The sequence below is a fragment of the Mesorhizobium sp. B2-3-14 genome (genome assembly GCF_006442175.1).
Classification (GTDB): domain Bacteria; phylum Pseudomonadota; class Alphaproteobacteria; order Rhizobiales; family Rhizobiaceae; genus Mesorhizobium; species Mesorhizobium australicum.
In genome coordinates, this window is sequence record NZ_VFVP01000005.1 from 211,528 (window position 1) to 227,908 (window position 16,381).

Sequence of the window (16,381 nt, forward strand, 5' to 3'; positions counted from 1 at the left end):
GCATCATGGCCATCGCTCTCAGCACGGATTGACCGGAGGCAGGCCGGCCAGGTAGCGGCGCACTTCCTCGGCGGCCTGCTCGGCGGCATAGGTCACGGTGCGCACCGAAGCGCCGGCGATATGCGGCGTCAGCGTCACGTTGGGCAGCTGCAGCAAGGGCCAGTCCGAGGGCACCGGTTCGACCGCGAAGGTTTCCAGCATGGCGCTGGCGATCTGCCCTGAAACCAGCGCCTCGTAGAGTGCGTCGTAGTCGACCAGCGGGCCACGCGCCGTATTGACGAAGATCACGCCCGGCTTCATCCGCGCGATGGTGTCCTTGCCGATCAGACCGCGTGTCTCCTGCGTCACCCGTGAATGCAGCGTGACCACATCGGAGCGCGACAGGAGGTCGTCGAGCGCAACCAGTTCGACGCCAGCGTTGCGGTCCTCGGCGCTCAGTTGCACATAGGGATCGCTGACCAGGACGTGGCAGCCGAAGGCGCGCAGCAGGCGCACCACCTTCGTGCCGATATTGCCGTAGCCGACCACGCCGACGGTCATTTCGCCGAGCTCGCGGCCGGTGCGGTCGGCGCGGTAGAGATCGCCGCGCCATTCCCCCTTGCGCAAGGCCTCGTGGCCGACTCGGATCAGCCGCGTCTCGGCCAGGATGGCGCCGATGGTAAACTCAGCCACGGCGGTGGCGTTGCGGCCGGGCACATTGACCACGGTGATGCCATGCGCGCGGGCCGCTTCCATGTCGATGTTGATCGGGCCGCCGCGCGACACCGCGACCAGCTTGAGCCCTGGCAGGCGCCGCATCATGCCCTCCGACAGGGGCGCAAGCTGGGTGACGAGGATTTCGGCATCGTCGATGAAGTCGACGACCTCGTCGGGATGGCCGAAATATTCCTTGACCTTGTCGAGGCCCAGCGCGGCGTTGCCGAACTCCATCGGCTCGTCGGGCCAGGCCGTCCGCAATGTCCTGATATCGAGGTCGCCACTGGCCACCTTCTCGATTTTGACGCGAAACACCTCCGGCAGCATGAAGTTGTCGCCAATGATCGCTATTTTCCTCAGCATACTCGACTTCTCAATTTTCCTGCGATGTCGCCATGGCACGCCAGACCGGCCGCAGGGCCTGGTGCGCCAGCATGTAGGACGGGGTCATCCTGTCGTAGATCGCGGCGAGATCCGGGTCGCTCGGCTCGGCCTCGCCGAGCAGCGGCGTCACCCATTCGCCGACGCATTCGTCCATGGAGGCGTATTGGCCGACGCAGACCGCCGCGATCATTGCGGCACCGGCCGCACCGGCCTCCTCGCGCGCGCTGGTGCGCGTGTCGGCACCGATGGCCGCACCCAGGATCTTGCGCAGCGCCGGGCTTCTGGCGGCGCCGCCGGTCAGCCGAATTTCGCGCGGCAGCGGGCCCATGGCGGCGTAGCAATCGCGCGCCGCGAAAGCCAAGCCTTCGAAGACGGCGCGCACCAGATCGGCGTAGCCGTGACGCGACGAAATGCCGACGAAGCCTGCCCTGGCATTGGCATCGACGAACGGTCCGCGCTCGCCGGCTTCCGACACGTAGGGCTGGTAGAGCAGCGAAGCCGGCCGCGAGGCCGCGATCCAGGCATCGACCAGCGCGATCATCTCGCCATTGCTGCGGGTTATGCCTTGCGAGGCGAGAATGCCCGAAGCGAGGCCAAGCACCCAGTCGATGTTGAGCGTCGCCGCCATGTTGGACTGCATCTGCGCGAACACGCCCGGCGCCGGCATCGCCATCGTATAACCGGTCGCCGCTTCGTTGAGCTGCACATCATCAGGGGTCTCGGCCAGCCGCATGTGCATGCCGGTGGAACCGATGATCGAGCAGCCGGGCTTGCGCTCGCGGTCGAGGAGGCCGGCGCCGAGCGCGGTGCAGACGACGTCGACATAACCGAGCACGACGGGTGTGCCGGCAAGCATGCCGGTGACTTCGGCGGCGGCCGGCGACAGTCCGGCGCTGTGGCTCGTGCCGTCGACGATCGGCGGCAGCAGGTGCCTGAGATCGGCGACGCCGAGGACGTCGAGCACGTCCCCACTGTAGTCACGGGTGCGGAAGTCGCCGAAAGTGAAGGTCCCTTCGGACGGATCGGTGGCGCGTTCGCCGGTCAGCTTGAAATAGAGCCAATCCTTGCAGTGGAACGCGGTCGCCGCCTTGCCGAGCATTTCGGGCATGGTGCGCTTCATGAAGGCGAACTGCGAGCCTTGCTGGCAGGCGGCAAGACCGCTGCCGGTCTTCTCGAAGCGCAGCCGGTCATCGGGCCGCGCGCGGATTTCCTCGACGACGCCCGCGGCGCGCGCGTCGAGCCAGAGCCAACCCTTGGCCACCGGCTCGCCCTTGCCGTCGATCAGCCAGGTGCCGTCCCCCTGCCCGGTCACCGCGATGGCGACGGTCCGGCTGGCGAGATCGGGCACCTTGTCGGCAAGCTGGCGCAAGGTCGTGGCGGCATCGGCCCATGTGCGGGCCAGATCCTGTTCGGCGCCGCCGCCCGGCAGCGTCTCGTAATGGTTCGGCGTTGCCGCGGCCGCGATCTGGCGGCCCTTCGTGTCGAAAGCGATGGACTTGATGACGGAAGTGCCGGCATCGATGCCGATCAGTACGTCGCACATCACGCGATCTCCATGCCGTGCGAGATCGCCTTGCCGCTCGCCTGGTCGAAGACGTGCAGGTTTTTGGGATCGATGCTGACATTGATGGGCGCGCCGAGGTCGAGCCGGGTGCGGTCATGCTCCACCAGGACCAGCGAGCCGCCGGCGAAGTCGGCGGCGATGTGGGTCTGGTCGCCGAGCCATTGGTTGGCCGAGACCCTGGCCGGAACACCCTCCTTCGAGCGCCTGACCGCATAGGGCCTGATGCCGATGACCACCCGCTCGCGGCTGAGCAGCTGGTCGCGAACCGGAGCGCTGAAGGCGTCCTTGTCGTAGTCGAGCGACAGCCCGTCGGGCAGCCTGAGACTGATGCGGCCTGCGGCCGTGCCGACAAAGGCCTCGAAGACGTTCATCGGCGGCTCGCCGACGAAGGTGCCGGTGAACAGGTTCGCCGGGCGCTCCTTAATCCTGTCCGGCGTGTCGAACTGCTGCAGCACGCCGCCCTCCATCACCGCGATGCGGTCGGCCAGCGCGTTCGCCTCGGTCTGGTCGTGGGTGACCAGGATCGCGGTCAGGCCGCGTTCCTTGATGAAGTGCTTGATGCGGCCGCGCAGCACGGCGCGAAGCTGTGGCTCGAGCTGCCCCATCGGCTCGTCCAGCAGATGCAGGTCGGCCTCGCGGATCAGCGCCCGGCCCAGGCTGGCGCGCTGCTGCTGGCCACCCGAAATGGAGCTGGGATAGCGCTCCAATATGTCCTCGATTTCCAGCAGCTTGGCGATGCTGGCGACCTTGGCGTCGACCTCGCTCCTGGGCAGCCTTGCGGCCTTGAGGGCAAAGGCCATGTTCTCGCGCACGGTGAGCGGCGGATAGAGCGAATAGCCCTCGAAGGCCATTGCCACATTGCGTTTGACCGGCGGCAAGATGTGTACCTTGCGGCCGGCGACCGCGATCGCGCCACGCGACACCTCCTCGAAGCCAGCGATCATTCGCAAGGTCGAGGTCTTGCCGCAGCCCGACGAGCCGAGCAGCGCCACGATTTCGCCCTTGCCGATCTCCATCGTCAGGTTCTTGACGGCGTGAACGCCCCTGTCGATCGGGCCATAGAATTTGTCGACGCCTGATATGGTGAGCGCGCTCGGGCTCATGCCGCTTCTCCGTTGCGCAGTTTGACGACATTCCTGGCGCCGATGCGCTCGCCGCTCGCCCGATCGAACAGCAGGGCGCTCTTGCCGTCGACGGCGATATGCGCCTTGCCTTCGCTGCGCCCCGGCGTTCCGGCCGGGCGCGAGACCAGGATTTCACGGCCGCGCACGGTGCGCACCAGGGTGACGATCTTTTCGTTGAGCGGCGTCTCCGCCTCGACCGTCACCGGAATGGCGCCGGGTTCGTTTTCGCCAACGAAATGCAGGGCCTCGGGTCTCAGCCCGATGATGCAGTCGCGGCCGATGGCGGCCTCGGGAGCATCGGCGAGATGGACCTGCACATTGGACAGGCCGACATAGCCCCCCCGGGCATCGCGCGCGGGCTTGACGTCGAGCAGGTTGATGGTCGGATCGCCGAACAGCCGCGCAATCTCGATGTTGGCGGGCTCACGATAGATCTGCTCGGGCGTACCAAGCTGCCTGATGACGCCTTGCGACATCACCGCGATGCGGTCGCCGAGCGCCATGGCTTCCTTGTAGTCCTGGGTAACGTAGACGACGGTGGCGCCGCGATCGGCGAGCAGCCGCGGCAGTTCGAGCCGCATCTCGAAACGCAGCTTGGCGTCGACATTGCGCAAGGGATCGTCGAGCAGAAGGAGCGGCGGCGAACCGACCAAAGCGCGGGCAAGGGCCGTGCGCTGCTTCTGGCCGTTGGAGAGCGCGCGCGGCTTGTGGGAAAGCACATGGCCGATCTTCAACAATTTGGCGACGCTCTCGACACCGGCCTTGATCGCGCTCTGCGACGAGCGCTTGGCCGCCAGCGGCGTCGCGATATTGTCGAAAGCGCTCATATGCGGAAACAGCGCGAAATTCTGGAACGCCATGCCGACGCCGCGGAATTCCGCGTCGACATCGGTCATGTCCTCGCCGCCGATCAGGATCTTGCCTTCGTCCGGATCGATGACGCCGGCGACCAGCCGCAACAGCACCGTCTTGCCGGCGCCCGAGGGACCAAACAGCACCAGCGTTTCGCCATCGGCGACGGTCAGCGACAGATTGTCGAGGACGGTCTGGCTCTTGTAGCGCTTGACGACGTTTCTGAGTTCGAGGCTGGCCATTTCTATCCTTTCACCGCGCCGAGCGACAGGCCCTCGACCAGATAGCGCTGTGCGTAAAGGGCGAGCGCCAGCGTCGGCGTGATCGACAAGACTATGGCCGCCGAAATCTGGCCGTACTGGATGCCCGATGAAGTGATGAAGGCCAACGCGCCGACCGTCACCGGCTGCTTGTCGGCCGAAGCCAACACCAGCGCGAAAACGAAATTGTTCCAGGCGAAGATGAAGGCGAGCAGGCCGGCCGCCGCGATGCCAGGGCCGGCGAGCGGCAGCGCGATCTTGCGGAAGGTGGCGAACCAGGAATGGCCGCCGATGCGGTAAGCATATTCGATGTCGGCCGGAATATCCTCGAAATAGCCGCGCACGATCCACAGGATCAGCGGCAGGCAGATCAACTGGTAGACCCAGATCAGCCCGATATAGGTGTTGGCCAGGCCGAGCTTCTGGAAATAGAGGGTCAGCGGCAGCAGCACCAGAAGTGCCGGCGCGAACTTGAACGACAGCAGCGTGAAGGCGATGTCCTCCGAACCCCGGAATTTGTGACGTGCGAAGGCGTAGGCCGCCGGCACGCCGAGCAGCAGTGAAACCGCCACCGAGGTCACCGACAGGAACACCGAATTCCAGAGGTTGCGCATGAAGGCGATGTCGAGCGTGCCGGCGGCGGTCATCAGCTTGCCGGTGATCAACGCCGTGTAGTTGGCGAGCGTCGGTTCGAAGATGAGCTGCGGCGGGATGCGTAGAATGGTCTCGTTGGTCTGGAACGACATCATGAAGATCCACAGGATCGGGAACATGAAGAAGATCACGACCAGCGTCAGTGCCGCGCCGCGCAGGATGCGTTCGAGAAGCGAGGTATGTTCCATCGCCGCCTCCTATGCCTGGCCGCGGGCGCGTTCGCGCAGCCTGAGCCAGTTCTTGATGAAGATGTTGGAGAGGAAATAGGTGATCGCCCAAAGGATGATCATCAGCGCCGCCGAGCGACCGACATTGGTCGACTGGAAGAAGTTGAGATAGGCCTCGACCTGGAACACGGTCAGCGTGTCGCCCGGCCCGCCTTGCGTCATCGCGTAGATGATGTCGAACTGCTGGATGGAATCGAGCAGGCGGAACAAGGTCGCCGTCAGGATGTAGGGCGTCAGCATCGGCAGCGTGATGCGGAAAAAGACGAAGCTCCTCGGCACGCCGTCGAGCGCGGCGGCCTCGAAGGGCTGCGTCGGCAGGCTGCGCAGGCCGGCAAGCAGCAGGATCATGATGAAGGGCGTGTAGACCCAGATGTCGACCAGCACGACGGTGAACAGCGCCGTCGACGGTGACGACGCCCAGCGAAAATCCTGCAGCCCGATGAGGCTGGCGAGATAGCTCAGCACGCCGAAGCCCGGATTGGTCATCAGCTTCCACATCAGTGCGGCGAGCGCCGGCGCCGTCATCAGCGGCATCAACAGCATGATCGAGATGAAGTTGTTGAGCGTCGAGCGCTTCTGCAGCAGCAGCGCGATGGCGAGACCGAGAAGCAGTTCCAGCACGACCGTGGTGCCGGCATAGAGCAGCGACACTTTCAACGTGTTCCAGAATTTCGGGTCGGTGAAGAAGGAAATGTAGTTGTCGCCCCAGTTGAACTGGCGCGCCCAAGGCTGGCTCAGACGATAGCGTTGGAACGAGTAAACGACCGACGTCAGGAACGGGATCAGGATGCCTATGCAGACCAGCAAGGCCGGCAGGCTGAGCACATAGGGCAGCACCCGCTTGCTGATCCTGAAGCCGGATGGCTTGAGCCTTTGCGATACCACCGCAGTCATCGAGCTGCTCCGTTGTTGCTGTCGCTTCGCCCTGCCGGCCGCCCAAGGGAGCAAGGCGGCCGGTGGGGCGAAATGGCGGTCACCTTTCGGCACCGCATCGCAAACATGAAAGATGTGGCGAGGGCCGAACCGCCAAGCAGGCCGGCCCTCGTTGCGACTTAACCGAGACCGGCTTCCTTGAGCTGGCCGTTGATGCTCTCGGCGAGCTTGTCGAGGCCCTCGTCGACCGGCACTTCCTTGGCCACCATCTTTTGCAGCGTCGCCGCCCATTCGGTGGTGAGGTCGAAGAACAGCGGCTGCGCCGTGAACTTGATCGAGGCGCCAGGTGCCGAAGCGTCGAACATCTCGACATAGCCCGGGTAGCTCTTGTTCAGCTTCTCGCGGAACATCTCGTCTTTCCACACCGACTGGCGGACCGGATCGACGAAGTCCATCTTGGTGGCGCCGAACAGGCCGTGCTCGGGGCCGGAGGCCCATTGCAGGAAGTACCAGGTCGCGTCCTTGTCCTTGGAGAAGTTGGACATCGCCAGCGACCAGATCCAGATGTTGGGCGTCGAGGCCTTGGCTGCCGGATTGGCGGTGAAGGCGGCATAGGCGAGCTTGCCGGCCATCTTGTTGTCGCCGCCATTCATGAAGTAACCGAGGCAGTCGGCGTCGAAGATCATCGCCGAGGCGCCGGCGCCGAGATCGGTGCCGACCTGGTACCAGGTATAGGTCGACCAGTCCTTGGGGCCGCTCTCCTGGATCATCTGCACCCATTTGGCATGGAAGGCCTTGGAGCCGGCGGTGTTCATCGCCGCCGCGAGCTTGCCATCGGCGGAAACGGTCAGGTCCTTCTCGTTGAAGTTCGAGTAGGCCGACAGGAAGCCCGGATGGATCGTCGCCCAGGAACGCGAGCCGCGAACGCCAATGCCGTAGACGCCGCCGCCAATATCCTTCTGCAGCTTGGCCGCCGTCGTGATCATCTCGTCAAGATTGCCGGGAACGCCGACGCCGGCCTTGTCGAACATGCCCTTGTTGTAGGTGATGTTGTTCTGCTCGAAGGCCCATGGAATGCACCACTGCTTGGCGTCCTCGGAGCCCAGCGCGCCGCCCGGCTTGCCGTTCCAGGCGCACGACGATTTCACGCCCGGCAGCATATCGTCCCAGGCATAGTTCGGGTTGGTCTTGGCCGGGTCCTTGATCCATTCGTTGAGATCGGTGATCCAGCCGGCTGGGCCATAGGTCCAAGTCATGTAGGCGCCGGTCATGAAGGCGTCGTATTCGGGCGAGCTCGCCGACAGCGCCGCCGTCACCTTGTCGAAATAGACATCTTCCGGGAAGACGTCATAGACGACGTTCATGCCGGTCAGCTTCTTGAAGTTCTCGAGGTCGGCGATCATCGCATCCGCATAGGGATGCTTGTTGAGCAGGAGCTTGATGGTCTTGCCCTTATGCGCCTGCCAGTCGAAGTCGGCGGCGAGCGCGCGGGTCTGGCCGAGGTTGAGCAGCGTGCCGGCGGTGCCGGCGGCGAGACCCATGGCACCCAGGCCCTTGATCAGTCCACGACGGTCGACTTGTCCGCGCAGGAAGGCGTCTATCAGGTCTTTCTCTTTCTCATGCATTTCGTCTTCTCCTCCACAGGGTAGTTTCAACTGGACTGTTGCCGGCTACCCGACCGGCGTCTCTTCCACGAGCGATCGCGCCGTGCGCTCGTCCGTTATCAGGCCCTTGAGATAGCGCCCCTCCAGCACCGACTTGATGGCGCGAACCTTGATCCTGCCGCCGGCGACGGCGACAATCCGGCGGCTGGCGATATCCTCGCGCGCCAGTGCCAGCGCCCGGTTGGAAACCGTCGTCGCCACTGCCTTGCCGGCCTCGTCGAAGAAATGGCCGAGCAATTCGCCGACACCGCCATTGCGACGGATCTCCTCCATCTCGCCCTTCTCGATCATGCCGGTGGCGACAAGCGAAGCCTCGCGTTCGGCGGTGCCGATGCCCGCAAACAACAGGTCGGCGGATCTGGCGAGATCGAAGACCTCGCTGATGCCCTTCTGGCCCAGCAGCACGATGCGGTCCTCCGCCGTGTTGGCGAACATCGGCACCGGCATCACATAGGCTTCGGCACCGGTGCGTTCGGCGAGACGGTGGATGACATCATGCGGGTTGGCCGAGAATTTCCGCGTCAGGCCACCAAGCAGCGAGACGAAACGGATGCGGTCGGTGGTGGTGCGCGGCAGATATTCAACGCAGGCCGCGAGCGTGCGGCCATGGCCCACGCCGATCAGCGCCTGCTCGCCGCGCTCGATCTCGCGCTTGAGGAACTGCGCGCCGGCGATGCCGAGCGCCTTGAGCGGCAGATCCTCGGAATCGAAATCCGGGACCACCTCGCAATAGTCGAGGCCGTAGCGGCGGGACAATTCGTCCTCGAGCTCGACGCATTCCGACACTTCGCCGTCGATATAGACCTTCACCAGGCCTTCCTGGTTGGCCTTGGTGATGAGGCGGTGCGCCTTGAGGCTGGTCAACCCCAGCCGCTTGGCGACCTCGGACTGGGTCAGGCCGCCGGCGTAATGAAGCCACGCGGCCCGCGCCGCCATGCTGGCATCATCGTCCCGCAAAAGGCCGTTTCCAAAACCAACCACGTTTCCGTCCCGGTGATATTTTTATCAGTTGCTGCAAAATTTTTCACACGGATCGGCCGAAGTCAAGCGCCACCTTCAAATCGCGTGGCGTTTGGTCCGCTGCCGCGCGACGGTTCGGCCGGGAACCTCAGGAGGGCAAAAAGGTTCTTACATCGACAGCCCGAGGTCGCGACGTACCGGCCAGCCGCAAGCAACGTCGCAGCGAGGGCGCCGAAATCCTGGGAAAAATGGAGGGCGGAGCACCAGCGCCGCCCTGACAGGGCGATGTTCGAGCCGCTTTGCTGCGATATGCCACTTCATCCGACATGGCCCGATCTTGTCGCCCGGTTGCTGCTTGCGCTGCTGGCTGGTTTCCTCATCGGCCTGAACAGGGAAGCGCGCGGCCACACCGCCGGGCTTCGCACGACCATCCTGGTCGCCCTGGCGGCCGCTGTGGCCATGATCCAGGCCAACATACTGCTTGATACCACGGGCAAGGGAATGGACTTCTTCGCCAGCATGGACGTGCTGCGTCTGCCGCTTGGCGTGCTGACCGGCGTCGGCTTCATCGGCGGCGGCGCCATCCTTCGGCGCGGCGATCTCGTGACTGGAATCACCACCGCGGCCACCATGTGGATCATGACGATGATCGGACTTGCCGTTGGCGGCGGCCAGTTTGGTCTTGCGGCAATTGCGACCGTGCTGACGCTACTGACACTTCAGGTGTTGAAATGGGTCGACCTCAAGTTGCCGCGCGACCACCATGCGATCCTGTCGGTTTCCTGGGCAAAAGAATCCCCACCTGACCTTCCGGAGATGGTGCGGCCGCTCGGCTACGGCGCGCGCCTTGCCAAGATCGAGCATGATCCCAGCCGCGACCGCTTCGTGTACTCGTTCAATCTCGAATGGAGACAGTCCGACGCCGCCGAACCCTCGACGGAAATCCTGGCGCTGGTCGCGCGCGAATGCGAGATCGAGCGATTCGAGTTCATCGGCGAGAAGGCGTCCTGAAGAGCAATTTTTCCGCCCCGGGGACGCGGCAGATACCGCGGGTCGCCTGCCCGGGAGGTCAATCGAAGAGAAAGGTTACTGCAAGGTCCGTGCGGCGGACGGCACGGAATGGCCATGTGCCATGCCGGCATCGGCATCACCCTCGCTGAGCGAACGATCGAGGCCCGTCGCCACCACCGAGACCCTGAAGCGGCCTTCCATGCTCTTGTCGAAGATGGCGCCGACGATGATGTCGGCGTCCTCATAGACCTCTTCACGGATGCGCGTGGCCGCCTCGTCGACCTCGAACAGGGTCATGTCCCGGCCGCCCGAAATCGACACCAGCACGCCCTTGGCGCCCTTCATCGACATTTCGTCGAGCAGCGGATTGGCGATCGCGGCTTCCGCCGCCTTCATCGCCCGGCCGTCGCCCGAAGCCTCGCCGGTTCCCATCATGGCGCGGCCCATGCCGCGCATCACCGATTTGACGTCGGCGAAGTCGAGATTGATCAGGCCTTCCTTGACGATGAGGTCGGTGATGCAGCTGACGCCGGAATAAAGCACCCTGTCGGCGATGACGAAGGCATCGGCAAAAGTGGTCTTGGCATCGGCGATCCGGAACAGGTTCTGGTTGGGGATCACGATGACGGTGTCGGCGGCCTCGCGCAGCCGCTCGATGCCTTCTTCGGCCATCTGCATGCGGCGCCTGCCCTCGAAGGTGAACGGCTTGGTGACGACGCCGACCGTCAGGATGCCGGCCTTGCGCGCCGCCTGGGCGATGATCGGGGCCGCACCGGTTCCTGTGCCGCCGCCCATGCCGGCAGTGACGAAACACATGTGGGTGCCGGCCAGATGATCCATGATCTCGTCGAGCGATTCTTCGGCCGCGGCACGGCCGATCTCGGGCAACGAGCCGGCGCCAAGGCCTTCCGTGACGTGCGCGCCAAGCTGGATCAGCCGCGTCGCCTTCGACATAGTCAGCGCCTGGGCATCGGTGTTGGCGGCAATGAACTCGGTTCCCTGAAGCTGTTCCACGATCATGTTGTTGATCGCGTTGCCGCCGCCGCCGCCGACGCCGATCACGGTGATCTTGGGTCTCATCTCGGAGATTTCCGGCTTCTTGAACTCGGCCATGCCTGCTTCTCCTTCGCCAATTGCGTGCGCTTCACGACCCACAAGCAGACTGCCTGCAAGACATTGCAATCGAGCGGCATGACGCGAATCAGTCCGTTCGGATGGGTACCCCAAAAAGCCAGAGAGCGGCCGGACGTGCAAGTGCGTGAAGGTCAAGTTTTGTGATGAAGAGGCCGACCTTCGAGAACGACTGTCCGGTTTCGGACGATCGCGATAATGTCGTCGTGGATCAGGCACCAAGCAGATGCCTGCGACGGATGCCTAGAACTCGCATTTGCCGAGGCCATCGATGGCTGAGCGAGATTTCTACGGACTTCATCAGCAAGCAAGGCCGAGGGGATATATGCGCCCTCCAGACCCAAAGGTATGAAAGAATTGTCCAGTTTGCCATCAATGAGAGTGCGACAGCCGGGGAGAGTGCGACAGCCGGGATCGCGACGCGGATTTTTGCGGCGATGAAACGCCCCGTCGACCACGGCGCCATGGCCGTCTCAGGCTATACCGTTCCTTGGCATACAGCGGCAGGAACACCAGTCGCCCTCCATGTCTCGTCGTCGCGGCCGGTACGCGACGTGCACGTCGTGCGGCTCGACACGCAAGCGGCCGAGCCGATGGGCTGGCGCGTCGAGCCGACGGGAAATGCCGTGTCCCGTCGCGATTTCGATCACGGATCCTTCCTCAGGGTCGCGGCGGCGGAACTTGCCAAGGCCACCGAGATCGAAGGCGTCGCCTTCGAAGTATACTTGACCCGCAACGATGGCGCCCGCGTGCTGTTCGAAAGCGGAAACCTGCGCCTCGGCTTGCAGGACGGGCGGCTGATATCAGGCGACGACGGCAACTCGCCCGATAGCGACGTGGTCTTGCCGGCAAACACCTGGCTCAAGGTCGAGATTTCGTCGAACGACGGCGCGACCGTGCTGCGGATCGATTCGGACGATCTCCTGTCGCCGTTTCGCCTGGATCGTCGATTCGACCTGCCGTGGCGGCTCCTGACCGGTGACATGGTCTTCGGCACCAGCACGGCAAACGATGTCAGGTCGCTCAACGCGAAATTCTCGACGATCTCGCTGCAAACCGCGGCTGGCCGTATCGCCTGGACGTTTCCGACCCTGCTGCCGAGCGGCCCGCTCGCCTCGACAGGCACCGATCGCGTCCTCTTCCTGGAAACGGTCAACCAGCCCGCCTTCTGCATGACCTCGCGCCGCTGGGACGGGTCGAGTTTCGACCCCCGGCTGGTGCCGTCGCATTACGACGCCGTGCATTGCCACGACGACGACATGCAGGCGTTGCAGTGGCCGGCCTCATACCAATTGCAGGTTCCCGCCGAGGCGCCGGCCGGGGTCTATGCCTTCGAGGTCGGTCACGATGAAGGATCGGAGCGTATCGTCTTCTTCATCACTTCGTCGGAGCGCCGGGCGACGTTGTTGTTCCTGGTGCCGACGGCCACCTATCTCGCTTACGCGGATGAATTCCTGCCGGCGCATCTCTACGAATGGATGTGCGAGGATCGCGGCCATCGCTTCGCGATCGATAACAATCTGAAGTCACTCTACGACTACCACAGCGACCTCAGCGGCGTGTCGATCTGTTCCACCAGGAAGCCCAAGGCGACGCTGCGCGACGACTACAAGTATCCGCTCTGCGGCTGCCCGCACAATCTGCCCGTCGACCTGCATTTTCTACGCTTCTGCCACAACAATGACATCGCCTTCGATCTCATCACCGACCACGACCTGCACGAACTGGGTCTTGGCGGCCTGCAGGGCTATCAGGCGGTCATCACCGGCAGCCATCCCGAATACATGTCGGTCGAGATGGAGCATGCGCTGCGCCAATTCGCGGCGGCGGGCGGCAGCATCGCCTATCTCGGCGGCAATGGCTTTGCCGGCAAGGTGGCGTTCCAGGACGATCTGATGGAATTGCGCCGCTCGCCGCTCGAGGCGGGCCGGACATGGGACGGTCCCATCGCCGAACAGTCACTGTCGATTACAAACCAGCCGGGAGGCTACCTGCGCGCCAGCGGGCGCGGCGAGTTCTCGCTGACCGGCGTCGCCATCTCGCTGATGGGTTTCGACGGCGCGCGGCCTTTCACGCGTACGCCGGAAAGCCGTCAGCCCTCGGCCGCGTGGTTGTTCGACGGCGTCACCAGCGAGACCTTCGGCGACGAGGGCATCGTGCTTGGAGGCGCCGCCGGCTACGAGGTCGATGCCACCGACCCGCATCTGGGCACATCCCTAGACACCATGGTCATTGCCCGCGCGACCGGGTTCCCGGACAGCTTCGTCCATGACGCGACGCGCTGGTACGAAGGAGGTGACAGAGAGCGCGACGGGCGCCGCTGCGCGGAGATGACGCTGCGCCATCTGCCCTCGGGCGGCCTGATCTTCTGCGCGAGTTCGGTCGCCTGGTGCGGCGCCTTGCCCGCGGGCGATGCCATGAACGACGTCGGCCGGATCACCAGGAATTTGCTGACGCATCTGGCGTTGGAAAAGAGCGGGCCGGCTCCGGATCGATAGCCGGAAAGGAAGGCAGCCCGCCGCACCGGGCCGGCTCCGGCGGTTGGCTTGCCGCGCAACGATCGAAGCGTCTATCATGCCCGATCAATCGGCGGCTTGGGTGTTCCCACCATGCCGAGCCTAAGCTTTGTCCACGGCGCGTGTCGTCAGGTCATTTTCAGAACGGATGAAGGTGCGCCCCGCCAATGGCCGGCAGAACACATTTCGGTTTGACCGCCGTCGACACCGTGCCCTTGCACGAGAAGATCTATCTGGAGCTTGTGCGAGCCCTGATGTCGGGCCAATTCCTGCCCGGCCAGAAGCTGACCTCGCGCAAGCTCGCCAGGGAACTCGGCACCAGCGACATGCCGGTGCGCAGTGCCTTCATGCGGCTGCAGGCATTGCGTGCACTGAGCCCGATGCCGAATGGCAGCGTCGAGGTGCCGGTGATCTCGGCCGAGCGATTCTCGCAATTGACCGCCGTGCGCACACTGCTCGAAGGCCCGGCGACCGAGCTTGCGACGAAACTGATCAACGGCAACAATCTGCGGGCGATCCGACGCCATTGCACAGAACTGACCCTGACGGCCCGCAAAGGCGATATCGGCGACTATCTCAGGAAGAACCACGATTTTAAGTTCTCGATCTATCGCCATTGCGGCAACGAGCAGATGATCTTCCTGATCGAGACGGTGTGGATGCAGGTCGGCCCGTTTCTCAGAAACCTCGCCGTGGGATTCGAGGACGACCTCTCCTCCATCCTGGATATCGACTATCACGAGGAAGTCGTTGCCGCGATCGAGGCGCAGGACGGTGCGCGAGCGCGGGCGGCCATCGTTCGCGACATCGACGAGGGTGCTGCCCACATCCTGCGGCAGGTCAGATTCCCGGAAGCGAGGAGCTAGGCCGGTGTCTCCTGGACCCCAGATGCCGCTTGGCTTTCCCTTGCCTTGTCGCTATGTTGCGATCGCAGATCGCGCAATTGGTTCCTGAAATGCCTCCCGACATACCGGCTAATGACTTGAAAAAATGAAGGAAACTTTTCCGACCGATGTCGGAGATGCCTTCATGAACTCATCAGCCGCTTTGTCGTAAAAATAGGGTGCTCGCCTCAGACGCGACACCGCAGGGAACCAGAGGTTTGAAATTGAGCGATGCAATTGCGGACGTTTTGAACTGGCTTGAAAGCCGAAGCGACATCCAGAGCCTGAGGGCCGCGGTGTGCGACCTCAACGGCATCATGCGGGGAAAACGCATCCCCGTCGAGCAGGCCCGCAAGGCGCTGGAGGGCAAGCTGCGCATGCCCTACTCGCTGATCGGGCTCGACGTCTGGGGCGAGGACATCGAAGGCAACAGCCTGGTCTTCTCGACCGGCGATGCCGATGGCCTTTGCCAATGGACGGGTCGCGGCATTCTGCCGGTGGAATGGACGGCGCATCCGACGGCGCTCGTCCCGCTCTGGCTCGCCGATGAGAGCGGAGCGCCCTATCTCGGCGACCCCCGGCGGGCACTGGCCCGCATCCTCGATCGCTACAAGGCACTCGGCCTGACGCCGGTCGCGGCGACCGAACTGGAATTCTACCTGGTCGATCCGCAATCGCAGCGGCCGGTCGGGCCGGTCTCGCCGGTCACTGGGCGGCGTCTCGATTCCGACGCGGCGCTGTCGATCGACGAGATCGACGATTTCGAAGCCTTCATCCACGACATCTATGAAGCCTGCCGCGCGCAAGGCATTCCCGTCGATACGGCAATCGCCGAAAACGGCGTCGGCCAGTTCGAGATCAACCTGAACCATGTCGCCGACGCCTTGCGGGCCGCCGACGATGCGGTGTTGTTCAAGCGCACGGTGAAGGGCATTGCCCGCAAGCACGGCTTTGCCGCCTGCTTCATGGCCAAGCCCTATGGCGACCGCGCCGGCAACGGCTTCCATGTCCATTTCAGCCTGGTCGACGCCGATGGGCGCAACGTGTTCGACGACGGCACCGACCAGGGTTCCGACACCATGCGACACGCGGTCGGCGGGCTGCTGGCGGCGATGGCCGAAAGCACGCTGGTGTTCGCGCCGCACTTCAATTCCTACCGCAGGCTGCGCCCGAGATCCTACGCGCCGACCGCGGTCGCCTGGGGTTACGAGAACCGCATGGTCGCGATCCGCATCCCCGGCGGCCCGACCGGCGCGCGCCGCATCGAACATCGCGTCTCGGGAGCCGACGCCAACCCCTATCTCGTGCTTGCCGCCATACTGGGCGCCGCGCTGATCGGCATCGAGAAGCAGATGTCGCCAGGCGACCCGGCGGGGAATGACGGGCAAGGCGTTGCCCCGGCCAAATTGCCGCCGGACTGGGCGTCGGCGATTGCAACCTTTGAAGGCGGGACGCATGTGGCGGAGATCTTCCCGGCGATTCTGCGCGACTCCTTCGTCGCCTGCAAACGCCAGGAATTGAATACGTTTGCCCTCAACGTCAGCGATTTCGAGATCGAGACCTATCTCGAAAGCGTCTGAG

The 16,381-nt window shown here is 64.1% G+C and carries 13 protein-coding genes; 4 read left to right on the plus strand and 9 right to left on the minus strand.

Annotation, left to right across the window (positions count from 1 at the left end):
• Nucleotides 1–18: 18 nt before the first annotated feature.
• From FJ950_RS15500 to FJ950_RS15535, 8 genes are all read right to left on the minus strand, one after another.
• Complete coding sequence (locus FJ950_RS15500; RefSeq protein ID WP_181166358.1) at nt 19–1,059, minus strand: 2-hydroxyacid dehydrogenase; 1,041 nt, start codon at nt 1,057–1,059, stop codon at nt 19–21.
• Nucleotides 1,060–1,069: 10 nt separating this feature from the next.
• Nucleotides 1,070–2,623 (minus strand): FGGY-family carbohydrate kinase, encoded by a 1,554-nt coding sequence (locus tag FJ950_RS15505; RefSeq protein WP_140617410.1) that lies wholly within the window; start codon nt 2,621–2,623, stop codon nt 1,070–1,072.
• Nucleotides 2,623–3,747: an ABC transporter ATP-binding protein gene (locus FJ950_RS15510; RefSeq protein WP_140617411.1), complete on the minus strand. Its 1,125-nt coding sequence runs from the start codon at nt 3,745–3,747 to the stop codon at nt 2,623–2,625. The genes FJ950_RS15505 and FJ950_RS15510 overlap by 1 nt, the downstream gene beginning before the upstream one ends.
• Nucleotides 3,744–4,862, minus strand: coding sequence for an ABC transporter ATP-binding protein (locus tag FJ950_RS15515; protein WP_140617412.1), 1,119 nt, complete (start codon nt 4,860–4,862; stop codon nt 3,744–3,746). The genes FJ950_RS15510 and FJ950_RS15515 overlap by 4 nt, the downstream gene beginning before the upstream one ends.
• A 2-nt stretch (nt 4,863–4,864) precedes the next feature.
• Nucleotides 4,865–5,722 (minus strand): carbohydrate ABC transporter permease, encoded by an 858-nt coding sequence (locus FJ950_RS15520; protein ID WP_015318967.1) that lies wholly within the window; start codon nt 5,720–5,722, stop codon nt 4,865–4,867.
• A 9-nt stretch (nt 5,723–5,731) separates the two neighbouring features.
• A complete protein-coding gene (locus FJ950_RS15525) occupies nt 5,732–6,655 on the minus strand; it encodes a sugar ABC transporter permease (protein ID WP_015318968.1) in 924 nt (307 codons plus the stop codon).
• A 158-nt stretch (nt 6,656–6,813) separates the two neighbouring features.
• The gene (locus tag FJ950_RS15530) at nt 6,814–8,259 is read right to left on the minus strand and encodes an extracellular solute-binding protein (protein ID WP_140617413.1); all 1,446 of its coding nucleotides are present in this window, start codon (nt 8,257–8,259) and stop codon (nt 6,814–6,816) included.
• A gap of 45 nt (nt 8,260–8,304) precedes the next feature.
• Nucleotides 8,305–9,279: a sugar-binding transcriptional regulator gene (locus FJ950_RS15535; protein WP_015318970.1), complete on the minus strand. Its 975-nt coding sequence runs from the start codon at nt 9,277–9,279 to the stop codon at nt 8,305–8,307.
• A 264-nt stretch (nt 9,280–9,543) separates the two neighbouring features.
• Here FJ950_RS15535 and FJ950_RS15540 point away from each other — a divergent pair, with 264 nt between their 5' ends.
• Complete coding sequence (locus FJ950_RS15540; RefSeq protein WP_140617414.1) at nt 9,544–10,269, plus strand: MgtC/SapB family protein; 726 nt, start codon at nt 9,544–9,546, stop codon at nt 10,267–10,269.
• A gap of 75 nt (nt 10,270–10,344) precedes the next feature.
• Here FJ950_RS15540 and ftsZ read toward each other — a convergent pair whose 3' ends face one another.
• The gene (gene ftsZ, locus FJ950_RS15545; RefSeq protein WP_015318972.1) at nt 10,345–11,382 is read right to left on the minus strand and encodes a cell division protein FtsZ; all 1,038 of its coding nucleotides are present in this window, start codon (nt 11,380–11,382) and stop codon (nt 10,345–10,347) included.
• Between the two features lie 455 nt (nt 11,383–11,837).
• Between ftsZ and FJ950_RS15550 the strand changes: the two genes are divergently transcribed.
• From FJ950_RS15550 to FJ950_RS15560, 3 genes are all read left to right on the plus strand, one after another.
• Nucleotides 11,838–13,898, plus strand: a complete 2,061-nt coding sequence (locus FJ950_RS15550) for a N,N-dimethylformamidase beta subunit family domain-containing protein (protein ID WP_140617415.1) — start codon at nt 11,838–11,840, stop codon at nt 13,896–13,898.
• A gap of 185 nt (nt 13,899–14,083) precedes the next feature.
• Nucleotides 14,084–14,782, plus strand: a complete 699-nt coding sequence (locus tag FJ950_RS15555; RefSeq protein WP_140617416.1) for a GntR family transcriptional regulator — start codon at nt 14,084–14,086, stop codon at nt 14,780–14,782.
• A 242-nt stretch (nt 14,783–15,024) separates the two neighbouring features.
• Complete coding sequence (locus FJ950_RS15560; RefSeq protein WP_140617417.1) at nt 15,025–16,380, plus strand: glutamine synthetase family protein; 1,356 nt, start codon at nt 15,025–15,027, stop codon at nt 16,378–16,380.
• The last annotated feature ends 1 nt before the right edge of the window (nt 16,381 follow it).